The following is a 22590-nucleotide window of genomic DNA, read 5'->3' as shown; positions in this document are numbered from 1 at the left end:
TTCCTCCTACGCCGCCTGCCCTGCGGCGCCGCTCGCTGCGGTGCCGGAGGTGGGCTTGCTAACCAGTCGCTGGAAATCCTCGGCGAACATCTTCAGGCCGCTGGCCAGAGGCGCAATCGCACCCGGTGCATGGGCGCAGAACGTGCGCCCCATCGGGCCGATCAGACGGGCAGCATCATGGAGGCGATCGATATCCTCCTGTGTGCCGCGCCCTTCCTCGATGGCGATCAGAAGACGCTCGACCCAGGGCAGGCCATCACGACAGGGCGTGCACCAGCCACAGGATTCCTGCGCAAAGAAATGCTCGAGATTGCGGATCATCCCGATCGGGCTGGTCTTGTCATCGAGCAGAATGGCCAGACCCGTACCGAGGCGGCTGCCCGCCTTTTCCGGCGTCGGGTAGTCCATGATGATATCAGCGTGTTCGGCCCCGAGGAACGCGGTCGAGGCGCCACCGGGCAGGAAGGCACGCAGCTTGTAACCGTCCTGCATGCCGCCAGCACATTCGTTCAGGATCACACCGAGCGACGTGCCCAGAGGCAGTTCGAACACACCCGGACGCTTGGCGCGACCGCTGACACCGTAGAGCTTGGTGCCCCCATCGACGCAGGCGCTGAGCCCGAGATACCATTCCGTGCCGTTGGCCAGAATATGCGGGATGTTGCTGAAGGTCTCGATATTGTTCACGACCGTCGGCGCGCCCCACAGACCGCCGATCTGCGGGAATGGCGGCTTGGCACGCGGGTTGGCGCGGCGGCCTTCCAGCGCCGTGATCAGGGCCGTTTCCTCACCGCAGATATAGCGTCCGGCGGAGGGATGGACATGCAGGTCGAAATCGAAGCCGGAACCGAGGATGTTTTTCCCGAGGAAACCAGCCTCACGCGCCTGAATGACCGCCTGCTGGAGACGCTCCAGACCTAGATGATACTCGCCGCGCAGGAAGATGATGCCGTGCCGCGCCTGAATGGCATAGGCCGAGATGATCATGCCTTCGATAAGCTGGAGCGGGTTGCCCTCGACAAGGATACGATCCTTGAAGGTGCCCGGCTCCATCTCGTCACCATTGGCGACGATGTATTTGAGGCGATCCTTCGAGGATTCCTTGGGAACGAAGCTCCATTTCATGCCGGTACTGAACCCGGCGCCGCCGCGTCCGCGCAGCTTGGAGTCCGTCACCTCGGTGATGATCTCCGCGGGGCTCATGCCAAGGGCGCGACGCAGACCGCGCCATCCACCCTTCTTGTCGTAGCCAGCCGGATCGAGCGGTGTCTCGCGGTTGACGAGCGCCAGAAGCGGCTGCTTTTCGGGGTTGAGACCAGTCATCACTTCTTCCTCGCCCGAATGTCGTCGATGATGCCGTCGATATCTTCCGGACGGACAGGACCGAACAGGTCCTTGCCGACCAGCATGGCCGGCGCATGGTCGCAGTGGCCGAGGCAGACGATGGGCAGAACGGTGAATTCACCATCCGGCGTCGTCTCGCCCATTTTCACGCCCAGCTTCTTGCACAGACGCTCGCGCGTCTGCTCGGCGCCCATGATGTAGCAGGAAACGGAGTCACACAGCATGACCACGTTCTTGCCGACCGGCTTACGGAACAGCAGGTTGAAGTAGGTGGCAATCCCGTCCAGATCGGCCTGGGACATGCCCAGAATACGTGCCGTCTGGGCAAGATGCGCGTCATTGATCCAGCCAAAGCGTTCCTGCACCAGACGCAGCGCCTCGATAGCGGCGCCACGCGGATGATGCTCATGGGCCGCCATGTCGATGAACGTATCGACGAGATCCTTGGGGAGTTCGGCGTCCTGCGCCGTAAGTTCAGCGGTCGACATCGGCCATCACAAAATCGATGCTTCCGATGATGGCGATCAGATCGGCAATCATGGTGCCGCGTGACAGCATCGGAAGCTGTTGCAGATGAATGAACGACGGTGTGCGGATACGCGTCCGGTAGGACATCGTGCCGCCATCGCTCACAAGGTAATACTGGTTAAGGCCCTTGGTCGCCTCAATGCAGGAGCGCACTTCGCCCTGCGGAATGACCGGCCCCCAACTGACGCCCACGAAGTGATGGATGAGCGTCTCGATGTCATGCATCGTGCGCGGCTTCGGCGGCGGAACGGCCAGTGGATGCTCGGCCTTGTACGGACCGCCCGGCATGTTATCGAGGCAGTAGCGGATGATGCGCAGGCTCTGGCGGATCTCTTCGATATGCACCGCAGCGCGGTCATAGCAATCGCCGTTGACGGCGGTCGGAATATCGAAATCGATCTGGTCATAGCCCGAGTAGGGCGCCTTGCGGCGGTAATCCCATTCGAGACCCGTGGCGCGCAGCCCCGGACCCGTCACACCCCAGTCGATCGCCTCTTCGGTATTGTAAACACCTACCCCCTTGGTACGGGCCTTGAAGATCGGATTCTTCATGACGAGTTCGTTGTACTCGTCCAGACGCTTGGGCAGGTAGTCGAGGAAAGCGCGCACCTCGCCATCCCAGCCCTCCGGCAGATCCATGGCCACACCGCCGATGCGGAAGAAGGCCGGATGCATGCGGAAACCGCAGATCTTTTCGATGATCTCGAAAACACGCTCGCGATCGGTGAAGATATAGAACACCGGCGAGAGCTGACCGAGATCCTGCACCATGGTTCCGTAGAACACGAGATGGCTGGAAATACGGAAGAACTCGGCCAGCATGATGCGGATAAGCTGCGCGCGCGGCGGCACCGTGATGCCCGCAAGCTTCTCGACACCCATCACGTACGGGAAGTTGTTCATCACCCCGCCGACATAGTCGATACGGTCGGTATAGGGGATGTAGCTGTGCCAGGTCTGGCGCTCGGCCATTTTCTCGGCACCGCGATGATGGAACCCGATATCGGGCACGGCATCGACGATGAACTCGCCTTCCAGCTGAAGCACGACGCGGAACACGCCATGCACCGAAGGATGGTTCGGGCCAAGATTGAGGAACATGAAGTCGCTGTTGTCGGAATGGCGCTTCATGCCCCAGGCTTCGGGGTCGAACCTCAGTGCTTCCTGCTCGTCGAAAACCTGGTCTTCGGAGAGCGTATAAGGCGGACGCTCGGTGGCACGGGCGTAATGATCCTTGCGCAGCGGGTGACCGACCCATGTGGGCGGAGTCAGAATGCGCGAGAGATGCGGGTGCCCTTCGAAGACAACGCCGAACAGATCCCAGGCTTCGCGTTCGAGCCAGTTCGAGTTGGGCCAGATATCGGTAATCGAGGCGATATTCGCGTCATCGGCTGCCAGAGGCACCTTGAAACGCACTTCGTCGATCGGACCGTCGAAAGACTGGATGTGATAGACAACCGTAAAATCGGATGCCGGAAGACCGTCGCGATGAATGCGCTGACGCTCATCCACACAGGTCAGGTCGAGCAGCATACGCAGCGCGCCACCGGCCTTGACGGCCTGGAGCACGGCGCGAATCTGGCCACGCGACACCCAGAAGGTCGGCACGCCGTCGCGGGTGGCCTCTTCCATCATGATCATGTGCGGCGGGAAAGCGGCCACTGCCGCCCCCATGCTGCCCGTGCCTATGCCTGCTGCCCGGCTGTTGTCGAAAACTTCGCTCATTGCTGCCGGCTCCTCAGATCGTGTCGGGCGTGCGCAGCTTGGTGACCGCCATGCGCTCTTCACGCTTGAGGTCGCGCATGCTGGGAGGCGTGACCTTGGTCACACCCTGATCACCCACCATCCAGCTGAGCGGACGGCGCTGCTTGCCGATGGAATCCTGAAGCAGCATCAGCCCTTCGAGCAGCGCATCGGGGCGCGGCGGGCAGCCCGGCACATACACATCGACCGGAAGGAAGCTGTCGACGCCCTGTACGACGCTGTAGATGTCGTACATGCCACCCGAATTGGCACAGGAGCCCATCGAGATAACCCAGCGCGGCTCCAGCATCTGGTCGTACAGATACTTCACGATAGGGGCCATCTTGCGGAACACGGTGCCCGCAATCACGATCAGATCGGCTTCACGCGGGGTAGCACGCAGCACCTCGGAGCCGAAACGGGCAATGTCGTAACGGCTGGTGAAGGCCGTCGCCATTTCCACGTAACAGCAGGACAGGCCGAAGTTGAACGGCCAGACCGAGTTCTTCTGCCCCCAGGAGATGAAATCCTGAAGCTTGCCCACAACAAGGTTACGGCGCACGTCCTCGTGCGCCAGAAGATCTTCAGGAGATTGCAGACGGGGTTCGCCGACGGCGGAGGTAAGAGTCCAAGTCATCGTTATACGACCTCGCGCTCGGGGATTTTGACAAGTTCAACGGGGGAGTTGGGCGGCACCTTGACCGGCATGCGGCGGTGCTTGGGGCCCCATTCGAGGGCACCGCTGCGCCAGAGATAAACCAGGGCGAGCGTCAGAAAGACGACAAAGGTCGCAACCGAGATGAAGGCAGCCCAACCGGCCTCAACCACCACCGGAGCCCATGAATAGATAAACACGCCCTCCACGTCGAAAATGACGAAGAAAACGGCGAGCAGATAATACTGCACCGGCAGGCGGATACGCGCCGAACCGGTGGACAGAATGCCCGATTCATAAGGAAGGCTCATGGAGCGGCCACGTGCCGCACCAACACGACGAGGGCCAAGAGCAGCTGACAGCGCCACCACGATGCAAAGGAAAATGACCGTAAAGGCCACGTAGATCGCTAAAGCATGATCTGCGAGAAACTGAGACACTGGCGCAACCACCTATTCCCGACGGGACCAAAGGCCTGCGTTCCATCACGGCGTGTAACACCGGTCTGGAACTAAAAAGCCAGTGGTCGTGAGGTTTTTTTCTGCGCCAATGCCTAGCATCACATCAAGTCCCTGCCTATCACCTCAAAGGGAGCACACGAACCCGTGATTATCAGTATTTGAACAGTCCTGTTTTTGTTGATATTCATTATCAACGCGATATCAATCATTCTCCCCCATTCGGGATGACTTGTTGATACTTGTTCTCAACTCCCCGGGTCCCTGCCCGCATCCTTGTGAGACAGTGCCTGATCCAGATATTGCCCCGCCCTGATCAGCGCCAGATGCGTGAAAGCCTGCGGGAAATTGCCCAGATGCTCGCCCGCCGGGCCGATTTCTTCCGAGAAAAGCCCGACATGATTGGCGTAGGACAGGGTCTTGTCGAACAGGAAACGCGCCATCAGCAGATCGCCCGAGCGCGCAAGACATTCGATGTACCAGAACGAACACATGGTAAATGTGCCTTCACGACCTTCCAGCCCGTCATCGTTGTCACCCTCGGCCACGTGGTAGCGAAAGACATGGCTGTCATCGAGCAGCTGGTCACCGACCGCCCTGAGCGTTGCCTGCCAGCGCGGATCGTGATCGCCTATGAATCCCATGAGCGGCATGAGCAGGCATGACGCGTCGATTGCGGTACCGCCCTTGTACTGCACATAGTACTGAAGATCTTCATTCCAGAAATTATTCTGTACGTCCATGTATATGGAATTTCGTTCACGCACCCATACTGCAATTCGTGCCGGAAGTCCGCGTTCTTCCGACATTCTTATGGCGCGGTCCAGAGCAACCCAGCACATGATACGCGAGAACAGGAAGTGTCTTTTCCCGCCGCGTACCTCCCATATACTCTCGTCGGGCTGGTTCCAGGCCGTACACAACCAGTCGATCCCCTCTGCAATGGACTCCCAGGCTTTCCAGCTGATGCGTTCGCAATGCCGGTCGGCATGATAGACGGCATCCATCATCTCGCCGATGATATCGAGCTGAAGCTGGTCTTCGGCCCCATTGCCGATACGGACCGGACGCGAGTCCCTGAACCCTCTGAAATGCGTCAGATCCGTTTCCGGCACGAAAGCCTGACCGTCGATCGCATACATGACCTTCAGGCGCGCCTCGCCCGGTCGGGCGTCGAGACGTCGCTCATGCAGCCAGCGTATGAACGCCGTAGCCTCTTCAGTATGGCCCGTCTTCATGAAGGCATAGACCATGAAGGAGGAATCGCGGATCCAGCAGTAACGGTAATCCCAGTTGCGCACACCTCCGGGGTCTTCGGGCAGGCCAAAGGTCGCGGCCGCCACCATCGATCCGTATTCCGCAGAGGTCAGCAGCTTGAGCGCGAGGGTCGAACGCGTGATGTGCCCGTGCCAGCGACCGTGATACTGGGCACGCGCCACCCAGTCGGTCCAGTAGTTGCACGTCGCCTTGAACGCATTGGAGGACCAGTGATCCTCAAGGCATAGATTTTCATCCGTCGTCACGCTGTCGAGCATGAAGATAGCCGTGTCATTCAGCTCCAGCACGAATTCCGCACAGGCATCGCCATCCACGATCTGCATGGGAATGGTAGAGCTGATGCGCAGAGAGGGCAGATGATCGCCTTCGGGCTCGAAAAGGATGACCCGGTCACTGAGCGCGCGCGCCTTGTGCCCCGTACGGGCATAATCGAAGCGCGGCGCACAATGCAGTCTGAATTTCAGCGTGCCGCGAACGGCTTTCACACGCCGGATTACCCTTTGCTCGGGATAGTCGGGCGCGAGTGTCATGAAATCCGAGATCTCGCTCACGCCTTCCGGAGAGAGAACGCGCGTCAGCAGGACATTCGTATCCGGCACATAGAACTGCCTGAAACGTCCCCCCTCCAGCACGGGCGCCAGTTCGAAAAACCCGGCGCTCGGCTCAAGGAGCGACGCGAACACGCTCGGACTGTCGAAACGGGGCCAGCACATGAAATCGATCGATCCATTGAGCGCCACAAGCGCCGTCGTACGCAGATCGCCGATCACGGCATGATTCTCGATTGCCATACTCATTCGCTATACTTTCGACCCGAAGCTTTTGCAGGATACTGAATGAAGTGCTGCCCGCCTGCTGCCAGCCCCCCTGCCTGGCAGGAAGCGCACTCAGGACACAGCACGATCTTGTCCAATTTACGTCACGGCAATCCACTGGCGTCCGTCTCGCGCCAGAAGGGCATCTGCCTCGGCTGGCCCCTGGGAACCGGCAGGATAAAACGACGGCGTCGACCCGATATTGACGACTGGATCGATCGCAGCCCAAGCCGCCTCGATCGTCCCGGCACTCTGGAAGAGCATCTGATTGCCCGCCATGCAGTCATGAAGCAGGGCTTCGTAACCCACATTGGGCGCCTTCCTGAAAAAATCATCATAGAGAAAGCGCGTATTGACCGGGGCGATCACCTCGCCCAGACCGGGCTGCTTGGCATCGAAGCAGATCGAGACGCCACGCACAGGATCGAGCAGGAAACGTATGACATTGCCTGTGCGCGGATCGTTCATATCCTGATCGAACAGCGCGTAAGGCGGCTTTTTGAAGACGATGTTGATCTCGGTCCGACGCGCCTTCATGCGTTTGCCCGTGCGCAGATAAAAGGGCACGCCACCCCAGCGCCAGTTATCGATATCGAGCCGCATGGCCGCATAGGTTTCGGTGCAGCTATCTGCAGCCACACCCGGCTCATCGCGATAATCGACCGATGCAATACCCTCGATATCGCCAGCAACATACTGACCCCGGACATAATCCTGCGGGCGTATCGGCCGTATCGCCTGCAGCAGGCGTGTCTTCTCCTGCCTTATGGCCTCGGCCTCGAGCGAGGCAGGCGGCTCCATGGCGATCAGACTGAGCAGAACGAACAGGTGATTGGGCACCATGTCGCGCAAGGCACCGGTCTGCTCATAGAATGCACCGCGGCTCTCCACACCGATCGTCTCTGCCGCCGTGATCTGCACGTGGTCGATATATTCCCGCCGCCAGATCGGCTCGAACAGCACATTGGAGAACCGGGCCACCAGAATGCCCTGATTGGCCTCCTTGCCCATGAAATGATCGATCCGGTAGATCTGGCTTTCTTTCGCCTGATGTCTCAGCACGTCATCCAGCACGCGTGCCGAGGCCAGATCGTGACCGAAGGGCTTTTCGATCACGATACGTCTGAACCGCCCCTCTTCCTCAAGCAGTCCGGCCTCACCCAGCGCCGTTGCGATGGGCGCAAAAAACCTTGCTGCGACGGCACAATAGAAAATGGCATCGCTCTCGCCCAGCACATCGCGCAAAGTGGTGAAAAGCGCAGGCTGCGTAAAATCGCCCGCGATATACTGCACATTACGCGTAACCTTGTCCCACAAAGCACGATCGAGCTGAGGACAGGAAAATTCGGCAGAGGGGTCTTTGGCGTCCTGCTCTGCAAGGGAGAACAGATGCGCGGCCCAGTCCTCGCCCGTTCGTTCGGCGCGGTCTATCGCGACAATGCCGAATGCGGAAGGCAACGCGTCAGAAGCGGCCAGATCGTAAAGCGAGGGGAGCAGCAGACGGCGTGTCAGATCGCCGCCGGCTCCGAATATGACCAGCTTGCAGGTCCGCGCGGAAGCCTGGCTGAGGGTTGCCTTAAGCTGGTCAGTCGATGCCGGCATGGTGCTTCTCCATCTGTCCCAATGAGCAGAATGGAAAAGCTTAACCGACCCCAATAGATCGCCTAATTATTTTCGCGATCTCAAACAATAACGTGATCAGCCGTGACGGGGACTGTCCCCGCCCAGCTGACGAACAGTGGAATCCTCAGGCTCGTCTTGCGGAAACTGCGTTTCCCACCCGCCACCAAGTGCATTGTACAAATGCGCGAGATTGCTGGCGATGGTGGTGGTGCTGTCAGCCAGCTGAAGCTGGGCAGACAGCAGATCGCGCTGGGCAGACAACACATTGAGATAGGTGGTCAGACCGCTGCGATACTGATCCTGCGCCAGACGCAGCGCATGTTCACCGGCTGAAACGGCAGCCTGCAGACCATCGCGCCGACGCTGCTCGTCACGATAGGCGATCAGCGCGTTATCGACATCGCGCCATGCCGTGAGCACGGTCTCACGATAGGTGATCGCCGCTGCCTTCTGGGCATAGCGGTTGAGCATCAACTGGCCGCGCAATCTGCCGCCCTGGAAGATAGGCAGGGAGATCGACGGACCGAGATTCCAGGCCCGCGCATTCCAGAAGCCGAGATCGCGGAACGACAGGGACTGGAGGCCGAAATCCGCGTTGAGTGTAACCTTGGGATAAAACTCGGCTTCTGCCTCGGCCACATTCGCAACCGCCGCATGAAGCTGGGCCTCGGCCTGACGTATATCGGGGCGACGCTGGGCCAGTTCGGACGGGACACCGACCGGTACGCGCGGCGGCACGACCGGAATACCCGCCGTACGGGTCAGCTCGTCATTGAGCGTGCCCGGCGGCGATCCGAGCAACAGGCTTATGGCATTGATCTGCTGCTCGATACGCTGCTCGATCTGGGCGATCTGGGCGGTTGTGGAATCGAGCTGGCTTTCTGCGCTTGTTACGTCGAGCTCTGTCACGAGACCCGTTTTCTGACGCTCTTTCGCCAGAGACAGGGTTTGTGCCTGCGTATCGCGATTGGCCTGGGTGATACGCAGCTGTTCCTGCAGACCGCGCAGAGTGAGGTAATCATTGGCCATATCGGCCTGCTGCGCGATCAGAACGCCACGACGCTCTTCATCCGTGGCCTGAAGATCGGCTTTGGCTGCTTCGTACTGACGTGCGACACGCCCCCAGAGATCGACCTCGTATTGCGCGTCGATCGAATATTTCCACTGGTTCAGCACCGGGATCGTCGCTGCGCCAACGCTCTGGTCGAGCAGATTGGCATTCTGCTGACCGAGTGCTGCGGAATTTTCCTTGGAAATGCCCGACAGGATGCGCTGAAGCGTTTTGGTGCTGTATTGCGAGCGGGTGTATGAGCCGCTGGCAGAAAGACCGGGGAAACGCTCCGCACCAGCCATCAGCAGCTGGGCGCGGCTCTGCGCCAGCTGGGCCGTAGCGCGCTGGATATCGAGGTTCTGCGTGGCCAGACGCGTTTCGAGCGAGGTCAGGGTCGGGTCGTTGAAGACCTTCCACCAGCTCGGGTCCGGCGCATCCGGCGTTGTCTGGCTGCCCGCCTGCCCTGCATGAGCATGCATGTCGTACTGGCTGGGGGACCAGAGATCGGGCTTGTGGTATTTCGACCCGACGCATCCTGGCAGGGTAATGGCCATGGCAAGTGACGCGCCGCAAAGCATGAGCGCACGCGGAGAACGGCCAGTCTTCAATTCATGGCTCCGGGAAATCGTGAAACGGGTCATCAATGGGCACCTCCGGCCGGGCCTTTCTTGGCCACCGGGGACAGCAGGAAGCAGAAGGGCACAACGAAGAATGCCATGATGCCAATCACCATGAAGGTCTGGTTATAGGCCACCATGGAGATCTGCTGCATGAAATTCTGATAGTAGCTATGGATCGCGAACTGATGCGCTGCCGACTGGGTCAACCCGGAATCGGTCGCGACCTTCTGGACGGTATTCAGGTAATCCTGCCCGTTGGCATTATAGTCCGACGACCAGTGCGCCATATAGTTCTGACGGATCTGCTTGGTCTCGGTAATTGCCGCTGTGGCCAGCGAAATGGCCAGCGAGCCCACATAGTTACGCGACATGCTGAACATGGCCGAGGCATCGGAATTCAGCTCTTTGGGCAGTGTGGAATAGGCAATGGTCGAAATCGGCACGAACAGGAAAGCCAGAGCCGACGTCTGGAAGATACGATACTCCACCAGATGCGCGTAGCTCGTTGTAGGCACCAGATGAGCCGAATAGAACATGGCCAATCCCATCAGGAAAAACCCGAAGGCAATCAGGTTGCGCACCTGAATGAAGCCCATGAGTTTTCCCACAATCGGAATCAGACAGATAATCACCGCACCGCCCGGCGCGAGCACTTCGCCCGAAATCGTTGCCGTATAACCGAGTACCTGCTGGGCGAACTGAGGCACGATGATCGCCGAGGCATAGAGCAGACCACCTACCATCGCCATCAGGAACGTGCCGACCGCAAAATTGCGGTCCTTGAAAATCGCAAGGTTCAGAAGCGGGTTTTTGGCACGTAGCAGCCAAATGACCGCGCCCACGATACCGGCCACGCCGAGTGCGGCCATGGTGATGATGAAGGTGGAGCCGAACCAGTCGTCATCCTCGCCACGATCGGCCATGACTTCGAGACAGCCGAGACCGAGTGAAATCAGACAGATACCGATAACGTCGACTTTCTCGCGCTTCTGCTTTTCCCATGGCGGATCCTCGACAAGCGCCGAAACGCCGATCAGCGTCAGAATGCCGAAAGGCACGTTGACGTAGAAAATCCAGCGCCATGAATAATTATCGACCAGATAGCCACCCAGAAGCGGGCCCAGGATCGGGGCCACGATGGTGGCAATGGCGGTCAGACCGAACGCCGCACCGCGTTTTTCAGGCGGGAAGGTGTCCAGGATGATGGATTGCTGATTTGGCTGCAAACCGCCGCCGAAGAAACCCTGCATGAGGCGGAAAATGATCAGCATGGGCAGGCTCGTCGACAATCCGCACAGGAAGGACGAGACCGTGAACATGGCGATACAGATCAGGAAGTAGCGCTTGCGCCCCAGAAGCTTGCCGAACCATGCCGAGATGGTCAGCACGATGCCGTTCGCCACCAGATAGGAGGTCAGCGCCCATGTGGCATCGTCATAGGAACTGCCAAGCGCACCCGAAATATGCGGAAGCGCCACGTTGATAATGGTGGTGTCGAGCACCTCCATGAAAGCGCCCAGCGTCACAACCACTGCAATCAACCAGGGGTTGGCTTTGGGCTTCCAGTCGGAATGGTTGCTATCGCTGGACGCGTCGCTCATGGGACGGTCACCGTCGGCACGACGGAGACACCAAGCGGCAGGGGAACATTGGGATCGAGCCCGCTATCGATCAGGATCTTGACCGGTACGCGCTGGACGATCTTCACGAAGTTGCCCGTTGCGTTCTCGGGCGGGAATGCACTGAATGCCGCGCCCGCACCGAGCTGGATGGAATCCACATGGCCGTGCAGCGTCAGGTTCGGATAGGCATCGACCTCGATCTCGACCTTCTGTCCGGGGCGCATCTTCTGGATCTGCGTTTCCTTGTAATTCGCAACCACCCAGACTTCAGGCTCGACCACGGAGAACAGCTTCTGCCCGGTCTGGACAAAATCGCCCTGCTCGACATTACGCTGCGAAATCCAGCCATCATGCGGCGCGCGCACTTCAGTCCAGCCGTAATTCAGCTGTGCCTGTACCAGATCGGCCTCGGCCGCCTTGAGGGCAGCGTTCTGCTGCTTCATCGTGGCTTGCTGGTTTTCGATGTTGGGCTTGACCGGCGTCGCCTGCTGCAACTCACCCTCGGCGCGCATGACTTCGGCGTGGGCCTGATCGAGTGCCGCCTTGGAGTAGTCGATGTCCTGCTGCGTCGTGGCAGCGCGCGAAACGCTGTGCTGGCGACGATAATCCGTCTCGGCCTTGAAGAGCTGCGCCTGCGCCGAAGCCAGAGCGCCCTTTGCCGCAATCAGGCGACCGGGGAAGTTCTGCTGCGCCACCATCACCATCTGCGTCGCTGCAGCGAAATTGGCCTGAGCCTGCGCGATGCTGGCTTCTGCCTTGTGCAGCGAGGCGATGTAGTCGCGGTCATCGATCTTGACCAGAAGCTGACCGGCATGGACGAACTGGTTGTCGTTCACCAGCAGCTGGGTAACATAGCCATTCACATGGGGCGCAATCGCCACCTTGCGGCCTGCCGTGTAGGCATCGTCCGTTTCGATCTGGTTGCGTGTCAGCAACCAGTACGCGATCCAGGCGATCGCCACGACAATGACGACAACAATCAGGATAACACGCAAAAGGGGGCTACGCTTCTTGCCCCCGTTTTTCTTGTCCTGCTTGTCGTTCTTACCGTCATCACCCTGCGATGCGCGATTATCCTGCTCGTCGCCCTGCGCCATGTGCATCCTCTCGGCGTTGCCCCGCCCTCGCGTATGGCAACTCAGTTTTTGGCTCTGTGACCCCGAATTCTCTTCGCCTAGGCTGAAAATGACCGTTCGGTTCGGTCATGGACTAGCATAGCTCGACCGGGTCATCAATCATCTGTTGCAGACAATGTCCCGCATCCGACATCACGTATCCCGTGCGTTTCCTCTGGGCGGATTACCGACCAAAACGTTGCGCCTCTGATGGCTGTAACGCGCGTGCGGAAACCCGCTATCGCTCCGTTCAACATACAGGCACCCGTTATACAGGCACCGGTTCAGACAGGTGGCGGAACACCGCTCACCGGAGAACCATAAACATATCGCGGACGACCGGTTGCCGAAGACTGCGCCTTCAGGGGAGTATCGTTCTCTTCTGTTACGGAAAAGCCACAAGGCGGGTAGTCGGCCTCCCGGCCATACCGCGTTCACAAGGTGCCGCAAAATCATCTCGGCCTGTTGCCGTTCCGCTCTTCCATCGCCACGATAGGGCGATGGCACGCCGTCATCCGGGTCGATGAACGGGCGTTTGTATCTGTGAGGAATCGGACAAAACCTTTCATGCACGATTTGCTGAGCATCGAGACTGCCGACCGCCTCATCGGCGAGGCTCTTGCGCCTTTCGGATCCGAAACCGTATCGCTCCTGCACAGTGCCGGGAGAATCCTGCGTCAGGAGATCAGGGCAGAACGCGCCCTGCCGCCATATGATCGGGTCATTCTCGATGGCATCGCCATTCGATGGCAGGACACCCGAGGGGCACAGGCCCAGGGACAGCGAACCCGGAAGCAGGAAATACCGGATAGCTTCGTTCTGGCTGCCACACAGCCTGCCGGCAGGCCGCCCCTCGATCTCCGAACAATCGTGACGTCTGAAAACGCGCCGCTGCCTGCAGCGATCGCTGTCATGACCGGCTCTGTTCTTCCGCACGGGACCGATACGGTGATCCCGCGTGAGGATTACGACCTCACCGAGGGGACGCATGGTACGATCATCCGGCTCGAGGACGGCGTACATCCGCGCAAGGGGCAGCATATTCATTCCGAAGGGTCAGATTGCGCCGCGGGAACCGTGCTCCTGAACGCAGGCATACGTCTCTCGCCGCCCGACCTGGCCATTCTTGCGGCCAACGGCGTTGCCGAGCCGCGTGTCGCGATAATCCCTTCGATCGCCATCATCTCGACAGGCGACGAGCTCGTCGCGCCGGATGAACCCGTTCAGGCATGGCAGATCAGACGCTCCAATGAATATGCGATCTCCGCCTCGCTCAGCAGAAAGGGCTTCACACTGCAAAGCCTTTCTCTCGTGCCGGACAATCTCGCTGCGGTCACGGATCATTTCCGTGAGGTGCTTGAAACACATGATGTGCTGGTTATCAGCGGCGGCGTGTCCATGGGGCAGTTCGATTTCGTTCCGAAAGCCCTTGCCGCACTCAATGTCCGCAATGTGTTCCACAAAGTCGCGCAACGCCCCGGCAAACCGTTCTGGTTCGGCGTTTCGGACAAAGGTCAGCCTGTCTTCGCCCTGCCGGGCAATCCGGTTTCCGCTCTGGCATGCTGCAGTCGTCATGTCGTTCCGGCCCTGCTGCGCGCACAGGATCACGCCCTATCGACCCGCAGGGTGGTTCTCAGTGAGGCTCTTGCTCCCCTGTCAGGCATGACCCGGCTCGTTCCGGTGCAGCTGCAAAGCGACGGGACAGGATCGATGCGCGCCACGCCTCACCCCATGCCCACGTCCGGCGATTTCAACCGGCTCGGCATGACGGACGGCATCGTCAGCCTGCCACCGGGAGACAGGCCCTTGCAGGCAGGTGATATCGTGACCTTTCATGAGTGGTGACACGCTGCGCGATGCGTTCGGGCGTCCATGGCACGATCTGCGCATATCGGTGATGGATCGCTGCAATTTCCGCTGCCCCTATTGTATGCCGCAATCGGTCTTTCATGACGATTTCACTTTTCTCGACCCGGCCGAGCGTCTGGATTTCGAGGCGATAGAGCGTATTGCACGGGCTGCGGCGCGTTCTGGCGTCAGCAAGCTGCGCCTGACAGGGGGCGAACCGCTTCTGCGCCCTGCCCTGCCCCATCTGATCGAACGTCTCGTCGCCATACCGGGCATCGAGGATGTGGCGCTTACAACCAACGGCGTGTTGCTTCAGCGTCATCTCGATGCGTTACACGCGGCCGGTCTGACGCGCCTTACCATCAGTCTCGATGCACTCGACCCCAGCGTGTTCAGCCATATGAGCGGCGGTCGCGCCGTGGTCGAAACGGTTCTGGCAGCAATCGATGCAGCGGTGGCGCGCGGCTTTCCCGGGGGGATCAAGATCAATGCCGTCATACAGCGCGGCATCAATGAAAGCGAAGTCCTGCCTCTGGTCGAGCGTTTTCGCCATACGGGCGTTACGCTGCGCTTTATCGAATATATGGATGTCGGCACGCGTAATCACTGGTCCCAGAGTGCCGTCGTGCCGTCATCCGTCCTGCTGGAGCGCATCGCCGCGCGCTGGCCGGTAGAGGCGCTTGCGGCGCGCTATCCGGGAGAGGTTGCCACACGCTATCGCTTTACCGATGGCGGTGGAGAAATCGGCTTTATTTCATCGGTCACCGCGCCGTTCTGCGGCGACTGCTCGCGTGCGCGTCTGTCCTCGGAAGGGCAGCTTTACACCTGCCTGTTTGCCAGCAAGGGCACGGATCTGCGCCCTGCCCTTGCCTCACCGACCGATGACGCACTTGACGGCCTGCTGCGCAATATCTGGAAGGATCGTACCGATCGCTATAGTGAGCAACGACACCCTGACGCGCAAACGAAGCTGACGGACATGCCGGATGGCGATACACGCATCGAGATGTACTATATCGGAGGCTGATATGACTGCCCTGTCCCATGTGGATGCCAATGGTGAACGGCCCCGTATGGTCGAGATTGGCAATAAGAGCGTGACGAAGCGCGAAGCCCACGCACAGGCGCGGCTGCGTTTTCCGCCCGATGTTGCCAGGACCCTGGCCGATGCGGGCTACATGACAAGCAAGGGCGCCGTGCTGACCGTTGCGCAGCTTGCAGGCATCATGGGCACCAAGGCAACGGCACAGCTTATCCCGCTCTGTCATCCGCTTTCCCTCACGGGATGCCGCGTCGAGATCACCATCGAGGCATGCGATGCCATTATCGATTGCACGGTGAAATGCGAAGGCAAGACGGGCGTGGAAATGGAGGCCCTGACCGGTGCCACAGTTGCAGCACTCACGCTCTATGACATGTGCAAGGCACTTAGCCACGACATGGTGATTTATGATGTCCGTCTCATGGGGAAAAGCGGCGGCAAGCGCGATTTCAATGCTGCGTGACACGCCGTTGCACAACAGGGAAGCCTGATGACATGAAACGGGTCACTCTGGAATATTTTGCTGCCCTGCGCGATGAAGCGAAGTGCACTACGGAAACCATCGAGACCGAAGCAGATACACTCGCCATGCTCTATGACGACCTTGCCATCGCCCATGGTTTCAGCCTGCCGAGAGCGCGTCTGCGCGTCGCGGTCAATGGCGCGTTCTCTGTCTGGGGTCGCTTGCCGGAAGACGGCGATCATATCGTATTCATTCCGCCGGTATCGGGCGGATGAGCGCGTTTCACCTCACCGAATCTCCCATCGATCCCACCGATTTCGCCGAGGCACTGCGTCGCGACGAGGCGGGCGGCTATTGCAGCTTCGAAGGGTGGGTGCGTAATCACAGCGAAGGCCGCGCCGTGCTCGGACTCGACTATCAGGCCTATCGTCCCCTTGCAGAGGCTGAGGCGCTGGCCGTTCTGCGCGAGGCAGAACATCGTTTCGATATTATCGCGGCATCGGCCATTCATCGTTTCGGCAGCCTCGACATCGGGGATATGGCCGTATGGATCGGTGTGGCTGCGGCCCATCGCGACGCGGCCTTTCAGGCGTGCCGGTTCGTGATAGACGACATCAAGAGACGCGTGCCGATCTGGAAACGCGAGCGTTATGCAGACGGGCAGTCAGAATGGATTGCCTGCCATGACGTGCCCCCAGCGGACTGAGCCGAACGGGGCCGTTCCTGATGCCGGGCGCACCCTTTGCCGACGTGCAGTTATCGGACAGGCAGTTATCGGACGTGCAGTAACCAGCGTGCAGCTATTGGGCGCACCACATCAGAGCATGCAGATCGCAACGATCAGATCAGGCGCCAGCCGACGATAAACAGCACCGCAGCCAGAACGGAGCGTTGCACGCGCTCATTAACCTGTCCGACGCACAGACTGCCCAGCACGATCCCGGGGATCGATCCGCAAAGCAGCGAAACGAGCATGGGGATTTTCACCGCACCCAGCCACCAGTGCCCCATGCCTGCAATCAGCGTCAGCGGCACGGCATGGGCAATATCCGACCCGACGAGACGTGCCGTGCTGAGCGAGGGATAGAGTAGAATCAGAACGGTCATGCCGATCGCCCCTGCACCGACAGAAGACAATGTTACCATCACACCGAGCACCGCGCCGAGCACGACAGTCAGGATCGCAGCGATACGAGGCGAGAGCTCTCCGGCGTTACGATGGGACCAGGCCTGCAATTCCTTGCGGAAAAACACGCTCGGGGCCGTAATCAGCAATGCAACACCGAGCGCCGTCGAAACCAGTTTCGTCGTGTCGTGAGACGGGCTGCCATACCAGTGCAGAAACAGCAGCGCGATCAGCGTGGCAGGCAGGCTGCCCGCCAGCATACGCAGCACGACACGCCATTCGACCGCACCGCGATGGCCATGCACCAGCGTCCCGACCGATTTGGTGATGGCCGCATAAAGCAGGTCAGTGCCGACCGCCGCCTGAGGATGCACCTTGAACAGGAGAATGAGCAGCGGCGTCATCAGCGAGCCCCCGCCCACCCCGGTCATCCCCACCAGAAACCCGACCCCCAGACCGGAGAGAACATAGAGCAGATTCAGATCGGCAAGCAGTGACATGAAGGGGCCTTGATGCGCATCGCGGGAAGGAAGGGCGACTAGGCCATATTTCCGAACAACAATCAACGTTGATAGTGGTTTGAATTAATTTAACGACGATAGATCGTTGTTATTCACCCTATGCCTTGCCTTATGCGGGCAGCCTGACGATAGTGGCGCTATTCTCAGTCACAGACCGGACAGATCATGCTCGATATCCAGATTCAGGAACCGTTTCCAATTCTTCAGGGCAATGGCGTCCCGAAATCCGAGCAGACACTCGTTCTACTGACCGGACCTGATTTCGACGTCGCCAATGGTCCCTTTGCGCATCTTGACCGTGCAACAGGCGGGGCTCTGCGTCGCGCTGTCGCGATCTCGCGCTTCAAGGGTCAGCGCGATCAGAGCTGCGTCCTGCTTGCCCCCTGCGCAGCACTTGCCCGTGTCGTTCTGATCGGCTGCGGGCCTGAAAACGAGCTGGACATTCCGACGATGGAAGCCGCTGGCGGTCAGGCCGCACGCGCCGTACGCGATACGGCCCATGCCGACCTGGCCTTTGCCGGCGCATGTGCGGCATATGCCGCACATGCAGCCTATGGTGCCGCTTTGGGACGCTACAGCTTCGATCTCTATCATACCGATGAACCCGAAAATGCGCCTCAGCTTCAGCGCCTGCATCTCGGCGTCGAGAATCCCGAGACCGCGCGCAAGGAATGGGCGAGCCTCAAGGCTGTCGCCCAGGGTGTTTTCCGCGCACGCGATCTGGTGAGCGAACCCCCGAACGTGCTGACACCGCCTGAATTTGCGCGTCGTATCGAGACGCTGCGCGATCTGGGCGTCGAAGTGGATATTCTCGACGCTGCCAAACTGCGCGAACTGGGTTTCGGCGCCCTGCTGGGCGTGGCACAGGGCAGCGATCAGGAGGCCCGCGTTGCCATCATGCGCTATCGCGGATCGGAAGATGCCCCGATTGCCTTCATTGGCAAGGGCGTAACGTTCGATTCAGGCGGTATCTCCATCAAGCCCGCAGCCGGCATGGATGAAATGAAGACCGATATGGGCGGGGCAGCGGCTGTAGTCGGGGCAATGGAAGCTGTCGCACGACGCAAGGCCGGACTTCATGTCATCGGCGTGGTCGGACTGGTCGAAAACATGCTTTCGGGCAATGCCCAGCGCCCCGGCGATGTGGTGCGCAGCTATGCCGGAAAGACCATCGAGGTGCTGAATACGGATGCCGAGGGGCGACTGGTTCTGGCGGACGTGCTTGCCTATACGAAAGAGCGTTTCCAGCCGCGTCTGATGATCGATCTGGCCACACTGACAGGTGCGATCGTCGTCAGTCTGGGCCATGTACGCGCTGGCCTGTTCAGCAATGACGACGCTTTGGCGGGCGCCCTGTTCGAAGCGGGTGAGACCACGGGCGAAGCCGTATGGCGCATGCCGATGGGCAAGGCCTATGATCGTCAGCTCCGCTCGGACATTGCGGACATGAAAAACATCACCGGGCGTCCCGGCAGTTCGATCACGGCGGCACAGTTCCTGGCCCGCTTCGTAGGCGAGACGCCCTGGGCCCATCTCGATATTGCCGGTGTTGCCTGGCGTTCGGATGCGGTGCCTCAATGCCCCAAGGGCGCCACAGGCTTCGGCGTACGTCTGCTCGATGCGCTTGTGCGTCATCACGAAACGACAGACGAAAAGGCCTCATGAGCGATATCGGCTTTTATCATCTGACCCGCACCACGCTTGAAGATGCCCTTGCTCCGCTTCTGGGCCGCACACTGGAAGTGGGACAGCGTGCCGTCATACGCTGTCGCGATGCCGCGCAGGTCAAGCAGCTCGACGAGGCGCTCTGGAAAGCGAAAACCCCTGTCTGGCTGCCCCATGGTAGTCAGAGCATGGGCCATGGACCCAGACAGCCGATCTGGCTGACCAAGGGTGAGGACGTTCCCAACGAGGCCCGCTTCCTGTTTCTGCTCGATGGCGGCATCGATCAGGGAATAGAGGTTTTCGACCGTGTGTTTACCCTGTTCGATGGCAACGACACCGAGGCTGTCAGCCGGGCACGCGCATTCTGGAGCAGGAGCAGACAGGCCGGGCATAATCTGGCCTACTGGCAGCAGGGCGAGCGCGGCTGGCAGAAAGCCGGTTGACCTGCCGCTTTTCTGCAGCATCTGCGCCAGCTGGAGCGGTATTTTCTGACATCGAATGTTTCAGAATTCACAAGCCGCTCACCGGGGTGATCCTGCGCCTGGCTGAGCCGTTTTCCTGACGACGACAGGGCAGTCTCAGGCGCAATCGGGCGCAGATATTCCCTGTTCAGGGGAGATATCGATGCGTCTGGATGGGAAAATCGCTCTGGTGACAGGGGCTGCGCAGGGGATTGGGCGCGGCATAGCGCTCCGACTGGCCAAAGACGGGGCCGATATCGCCCTGGTCGACCTCAACACCGACAAGCTGCAGGACGTGAAGAACGAAATCGAGGCACTCGGAAGACGCGCAACGCTCTGTGCCGCCGATGTCAGTGATCGCGATGCCGTCTATCGAGCAGTCGATCATGCTGAGGCCGCGCTAGGCGGCTTCGATATCATGATCAACAATGCCGGCATTGCTCAGGTCAAACCCCTTGCCGACGTCATGCCGGAGGATGTCGAACGTATTCTCCGCATCAATATTCAGGGTGTTCTCTGGGGTATTCAGGCCGCTGCGGCAAAATTCCAGGCGCGTAAACACAAGGGCAAGATCATCAATGCCTCGTCCATTGCCGGTCATGACGGCTTTGCCCTGCTCGGCATTTATTCCGCCACAAAATTTGCCGTTCGTGCGCTGACACAGACAGCCGCCAAGGAATATGCCAGTGCCGGCATTACGGTGAATGCCTATTGTCCGGGGATTGTCGGCACAGATATGTGGGTCGAGATCGACGAACGTTTCTCCGAAATCACCGGCACGAAAAAAGGCGAGACTTACAAGAAATACGTGGAAGGAATTGCGCTCGGACGTGCCCAGACACCTGACGACGTGGCCGCTCTCGTCGCGTTTCTCGCCAGTGGAGATTCCGATTACATCACGGGTCAGTCCATTCTGACAGATGGTGGTATCGTCTATCGCTGATCGTGCATCCCGGTCGCTACGCCACATTCAGTCAGGCGGTACCGCAGCCAGCATTGTCGGTATCGCCTCTGGCCGCGGGAAAGAAGGAAAAAACTGTTCGGGAGACCCTGGGCAGCATGCCCTTTCAGCAAGTCACCCTGCTCAGCACTCGGGCAGATTGACGGCGAGACCGCCAAGCGAGGTTTCCTTGTAACGCTGGTTCATATCCCGGCCCGTTTCGGCCATGGTCCTGATGACCTGATCGAGCGAGACAAGATGCGCCCCATCGCCATTCAGAGCCAGCGAGGCGGCATTGATCGCCTTCACAGCGCCGAAAGCATTGCGTTCGATGCACGGGATCTGCACCAGCCCCGCAACTGGGTCGCATGTCATGCCCAGATGATGCTCCATGCCGATCTCGGCAGCATCCTCGATCTGTGCCGGTGTTCCGCCAAGTGCCGCAGCAAGTCCTGCGGCCGCCATGGACGAAGCGACGCCGACCTCACCCTGACACCCCACCTCCGCCCCGGAAATCGAGGCATTGAGTTTGAACAGCCCACCGATTGCAGAAGCTGTCAGTAGAAAATCGCGCATACCCTGCTGTGCAGTCGCAGGAGGTAGAGGCGGACAGTAATCGCGATAATAACGCAGTACCGAGGGGATGATGCCTGCAGCACCGTTTGTCGGTGCCGTTACCACACGTCCACCCGCAGCATTTTCCTCGTTCACAGCAATGGCGAACAGGCTGATCCAGTCCATGATGGCATGCGCAGAGCGCGCATTGCTCTGCTCATGTGCACAGAGCTTTTCATGAAGCGCATTGGCTCTGCGGCGCACCTTGAGCCGGCCGGGCAAAACACCCTTTTGTGCAATGCCTCGCTCGATACACGCCATCATGACGGCGATAATTTCGTCGAGATACGCTTCGACCTCTTCACGCGGACGCAGGGCGCATTCGTTCTCCATCACCAGAGCCGCGATACTCATGCCCTGCGCACGCGCCTGTTTTAGCAATGCAGCGCCGCTCGTAAACGGATAAGGTACGTCGGGCTGGGCATAACCAGCGCTTTCCGTCACGCTTTCAGAAACGATAAAGCCCCCTCCGACGGAGCACAGACGAGCGCGTCCCATGATCGTGCCATCATTGGCGAAGGCTTCGAACTGCAGGGTATTGGGGTGAACCGGAGGAATGGTCTCCCGATCGAGGACCAGATCCTGCTCGGGATCGAAGGGAACGGAAATACCTTCGAACACGACATGTCGCGTGCGCTGCACACGTGCAACGATGTCGTCAGCCAGATCGGGATCGACCGTATGCGGCAAGGCACCGCCCAGACCCAGAATAACAGCCTTGTCAGTGGCATGACCCTGTGCCGTCCAGGCCAGAGATCCGTAGAGCGTGACGCGCAATCTCCCGATTTTTTCGAGCCCGGTCTCTTTGAGCCTGGTCCCTTCATGTCCGGCCTCCACGGCATGACCGAGCGATGCCATGAAACGCTGGGCTGCACGCATCGGTCCCACCGTATGGGATGACGACGGACCGATACCGATTTTGAACAGATCGAACAGGCTGATCATAAGGCGCTTCCTGACAGGTGAGGATACCTGCCATGCAGGATCGTATGAACGTGGCGCTGCAGCGCTTGTCCGGACAGGCGCTCTCGCCCGACATACAGGGTTTCCTGCTTAT

At 59.7% G+C, this 22590-nt stretch carries 20 protein-coding genes; 8 read left to right on the top strand and 12 right to left on the bottom strand.

Annotated elements, in window-relative coordinates; all coding sequences use genetic code 11:
* Positions 1-6: 6 nt before the first annotated feature.
* From nuoF to NF685_RS10825, 10 genes are all read right to left on the bottom strand, one after another.
* Positions 7-1323, bottom strand: coding sequence for an NADH-quinone oxidoreductase subunit NuoF (gene nuoF / locus NF685_RS10870; RefSeq protein ID WP_222548293.1), 1317 nt, complete (start codon positions 1321-1323; stop codon positions 7-9).
* A complete protein-coding gene (nuoE, locus tag NF685_RS10865; RefSeq protein ID WP_222548294.1) occupies positions 1323-1832 on the bottom strand; it encodes an NADH-quinone oxidoreductase subunit NuoE in 510 nt (169 codons plus the stop codon). The genes nuoF and nuoE overlap by 1 nt, the downstream gene beginning before the upstream one ends.
* On the bottom strand, positions 1819-3597 hold the full coding sequence (nuoC, locus tag NF685_RS10860; RefSeq protein ID WP_373317788.1) for an NADH-quinone oxidoreductase subunit C/D: 1779 nt from the start codon (positions 3595-3597) through the stop codon (positions 1819-1821). The genes nuoE and nuoC overlap by 14 nt, the downstream gene beginning before the upstream one ends.
* Before the next feature lie 13 nt (positions 3598-3610).
* Positions 3611-4252 (bottom strand): NADH-quinone oxidoreductase subunit B, encoded by a 642-nt coding sequence (locus NF685_RS10855; RefSeq protein ID WP_147092016.1) that lies wholly within the window; start codon positions 4250-4252, stop codon positions 3611-3613.
* Positions 4253-4254: 2 nt separating this feature from the next.
* Entirely contained in the window at positions 4255-4710 is a 456-nt protein-coding gene (locus NF685_RS10850) for an NADH-quinone oxidoreductase subunit A (protein WP_222548295.1), read from the bottom strand.
* 266 nt (positions 4711-4976) lie between these two features.
* Positions 4977-6797, bottom strand: a complete 1821-nt coding sequence (locus NF685_RS10845) for a glycoside hydrolase family 15 protein (protein WP_252849606.1) — start codon at positions 6795-6797, stop codon at positions 4977-4979.
* Between the two features lie 123 nt (positions 6798-6920).
* On the bottom strand, positions 6921-8423 hold the full coding sequence (gene zwf / locus NF685_RS10840) for a glucose-6-phosphate dehydrogenase (RefSeq protein ID WP_252849605.1): 1503 nt from the start codon (positions 8421-8423) through the stop codon (positions 6921-6923).
* Between the two features lie 96 nt (positions 8424-8519).
* On the bottom strand, positions 8520-10073 hold the full coding sequence (locus NF685_RS10835) for an efflux transporter outer membrane subunit (RefSeq protein WP_252849661.1): 1554 nt from the start codon (positions 10071-10073) through the stop codon (positions 8520-8522).
* Between the two features lie 62 nt (positions 10074-10135).
* Positions 10136-11716, bottom strand: a complete 1581-nt coding sequence (locus NF685_RS10830; RefSeq protein ID WP_222548299.1) for a DHA2 family efflux MFS transporter permease subunit — start codon at positions 11714-11716, stop codon at positions 10136-10138.
* Positions 11713-12834: an HlyD family secretion protein gene (locus NF685_RS10825; protein WP_252849604.1), complete on the bottom strand. Its 1122-nt coding sequence runs from the start codon at positions 12832-12834 to the stop codon at positions 11713-11715. The genes NF685_RS10830 and NF685_RS10825 overlap by 4 nt, the downstream gene beginning before the upstream one ends.
* Positions 12835-13419: 585 nt before the next feature.
* Between NF685_RS10825 and NF685_RS10820 the strand changes: the two genes are divergently transcribed.
* The 5 genes from NF685_RS10820 to NF685_RS10800 are packed head-to-tail and all read left to right on the top strand — an operon-like array spanning position 13420 to position 16911.
* Entirely contained in the window at positions 13420-14697 is a 1278-nt protein-coding gene (locus tag NF685_RS10820; protein WP_252849603.1) for a molybdopterin molybdotransferase MoeA, read from the top strand.
* Positions 14687-15727 carry a GTP 3',8-cyclase MoaA gene (gene moaA, locus NF685_RS10815; RefSeq protein WP_252849602.1) on the top strand — a complete coding sequence of 347 codons (1041 nt, stop codon included), beginning with the start codon at positions 14687-14689 and terminating at the stop codon, positions 15725-15727. The genes NF685_RS10820 and moaA overlap by 11 nt, the downstream gene beginning before the upstream one ends.
* Position 15728: 1 nt before the next feature.
* A complete protein-coding gene (gene moaC, locus NF685_RS10810) occupies positions 15729-16205 on the top strand; it encodes a cyclic pyranopterin monophosphate synthase MoaC (protein WP_222548303.1) in 477 nt (158 codons plus the stop codon).
* A gap of 32 nt (positions 16206-16237) precedes the next feature.
* Positions 16238-16480 carry a MoaD/ThiS family protein gene (locus NF685_RS10805; RefSeq protein WP_252849601.1) on the top strand — a complete coding sequence of 81 codons (243 nt, stop codon included), beginning with the start codon at positions 16238-16240 and terminating at the stop codon, positions 16478-16480.
* Positions 16477-16911 carry a molybdenum cofactor biosynthesis protein MoaE gene (locus NF685_RS10800; protein ID WP_222548305.1) on the top strand — a complete coding sequence of 145 codons (435 nt, stop codon included), beginning with the start codon at positions 16477-16479 and terminating at the stop codon, positions 16909-16911. The genes NF685_RS10805 and NF685_RS10800 overlap by 4 nt, the downstream gene beginning before the upstream one ends.
* 134 nt (positions 16912-17045) lie before the next feature.
* Here the strand turns inward: NF685_RS10800 and NF685_RS10795 are convergent, their stop codons facing one another.
* Positions 17046-17831: a sulfite exporter TauE/SafE family protein gene (locus NF685_RS10795; protein ID WP_222548306.1), complete on the bottom strand. Its 786-nt coding sequence runs from the start codon at positions 17829-17831 to the stop codon at positions 17046-17048.
* Positions 17832-18017: 186 nt separating this feature from the next.
* On the opposite strand from NF685_RS10795, the gene NF685_RS10790 reads away from it, so the two are divergent.
* From NF685_RS10790 to NF685_RS10780, 3 genes are all read left to right on the top strand, one after another.
* Positions 18018-19517 carry a leucyl aminopeptidase gene (locus tag NF685_RS10790; protein ID WP_252849600.1) on the top strand — a complete coding sequence of 500 codons (1500 nt, stop codon included), beginning with the start codon at positions 18018-18020 and terminating at the stop codon, positions 19515-19517.
* Positions 19514-19960 (top strand): DNA polymerase III subunit chi, encoded by a 447-nt coding sequence (locus NF685_RS10785; protein ID WP_252849599.1) that lies wholly within the window; start codon positions 19514-19516, stop codon positions 19958-19960. Before NF685_RS10790 ends, NF685_RS10785 begins: the two co-directional genes overlap by 4 nt.
* A 181-nt stretch (positions 19961-20141) precedes the next feature.
* Complete coding sequence (locus NF685_RS10780) at positions 20142-20921, top strand: acetoin reductase (RefSeq protein WP_252849598.1); 780 nt, start codon at positions 20142-20144, stop codon at positions 20919-20921.
* Positions 20922-21062: 141 nt separating this feature from the next.
* Here NF685_RS10780 and NF685_RS10775 read toward each other — a convergent pair whose 3' ends face one another.
* Positions 21063-22478 (bottom strand): L-serine ammonia-lyase, encoded by a 1416-nt coding sequence (locus NF685_RS10775; protein WP_252849597.1) that lies wholly within the window; start codon positions 22476-22478, stop codon positions 21063-21065.
* Positions 22479-22590 lie beyond the last annotated feature (112 nt).

The sequence above is a fragment of the Asaia lannensis NBRC 102526 genome (assembly GCF_024054035.1).
In the GTDB taxonomy this organism is placed as follows: Bacteria; Pseudomonadota; Alphaproteobacteria; order Acetobacterales; family Acetobacteraceae; genus Asaia; species Asaia lannensis.
The sequence above is the reverse complement of the archived record's forward strand: the minus strand, read 5'-3'. Positions and strand labels throughout refer to the sequence as shown.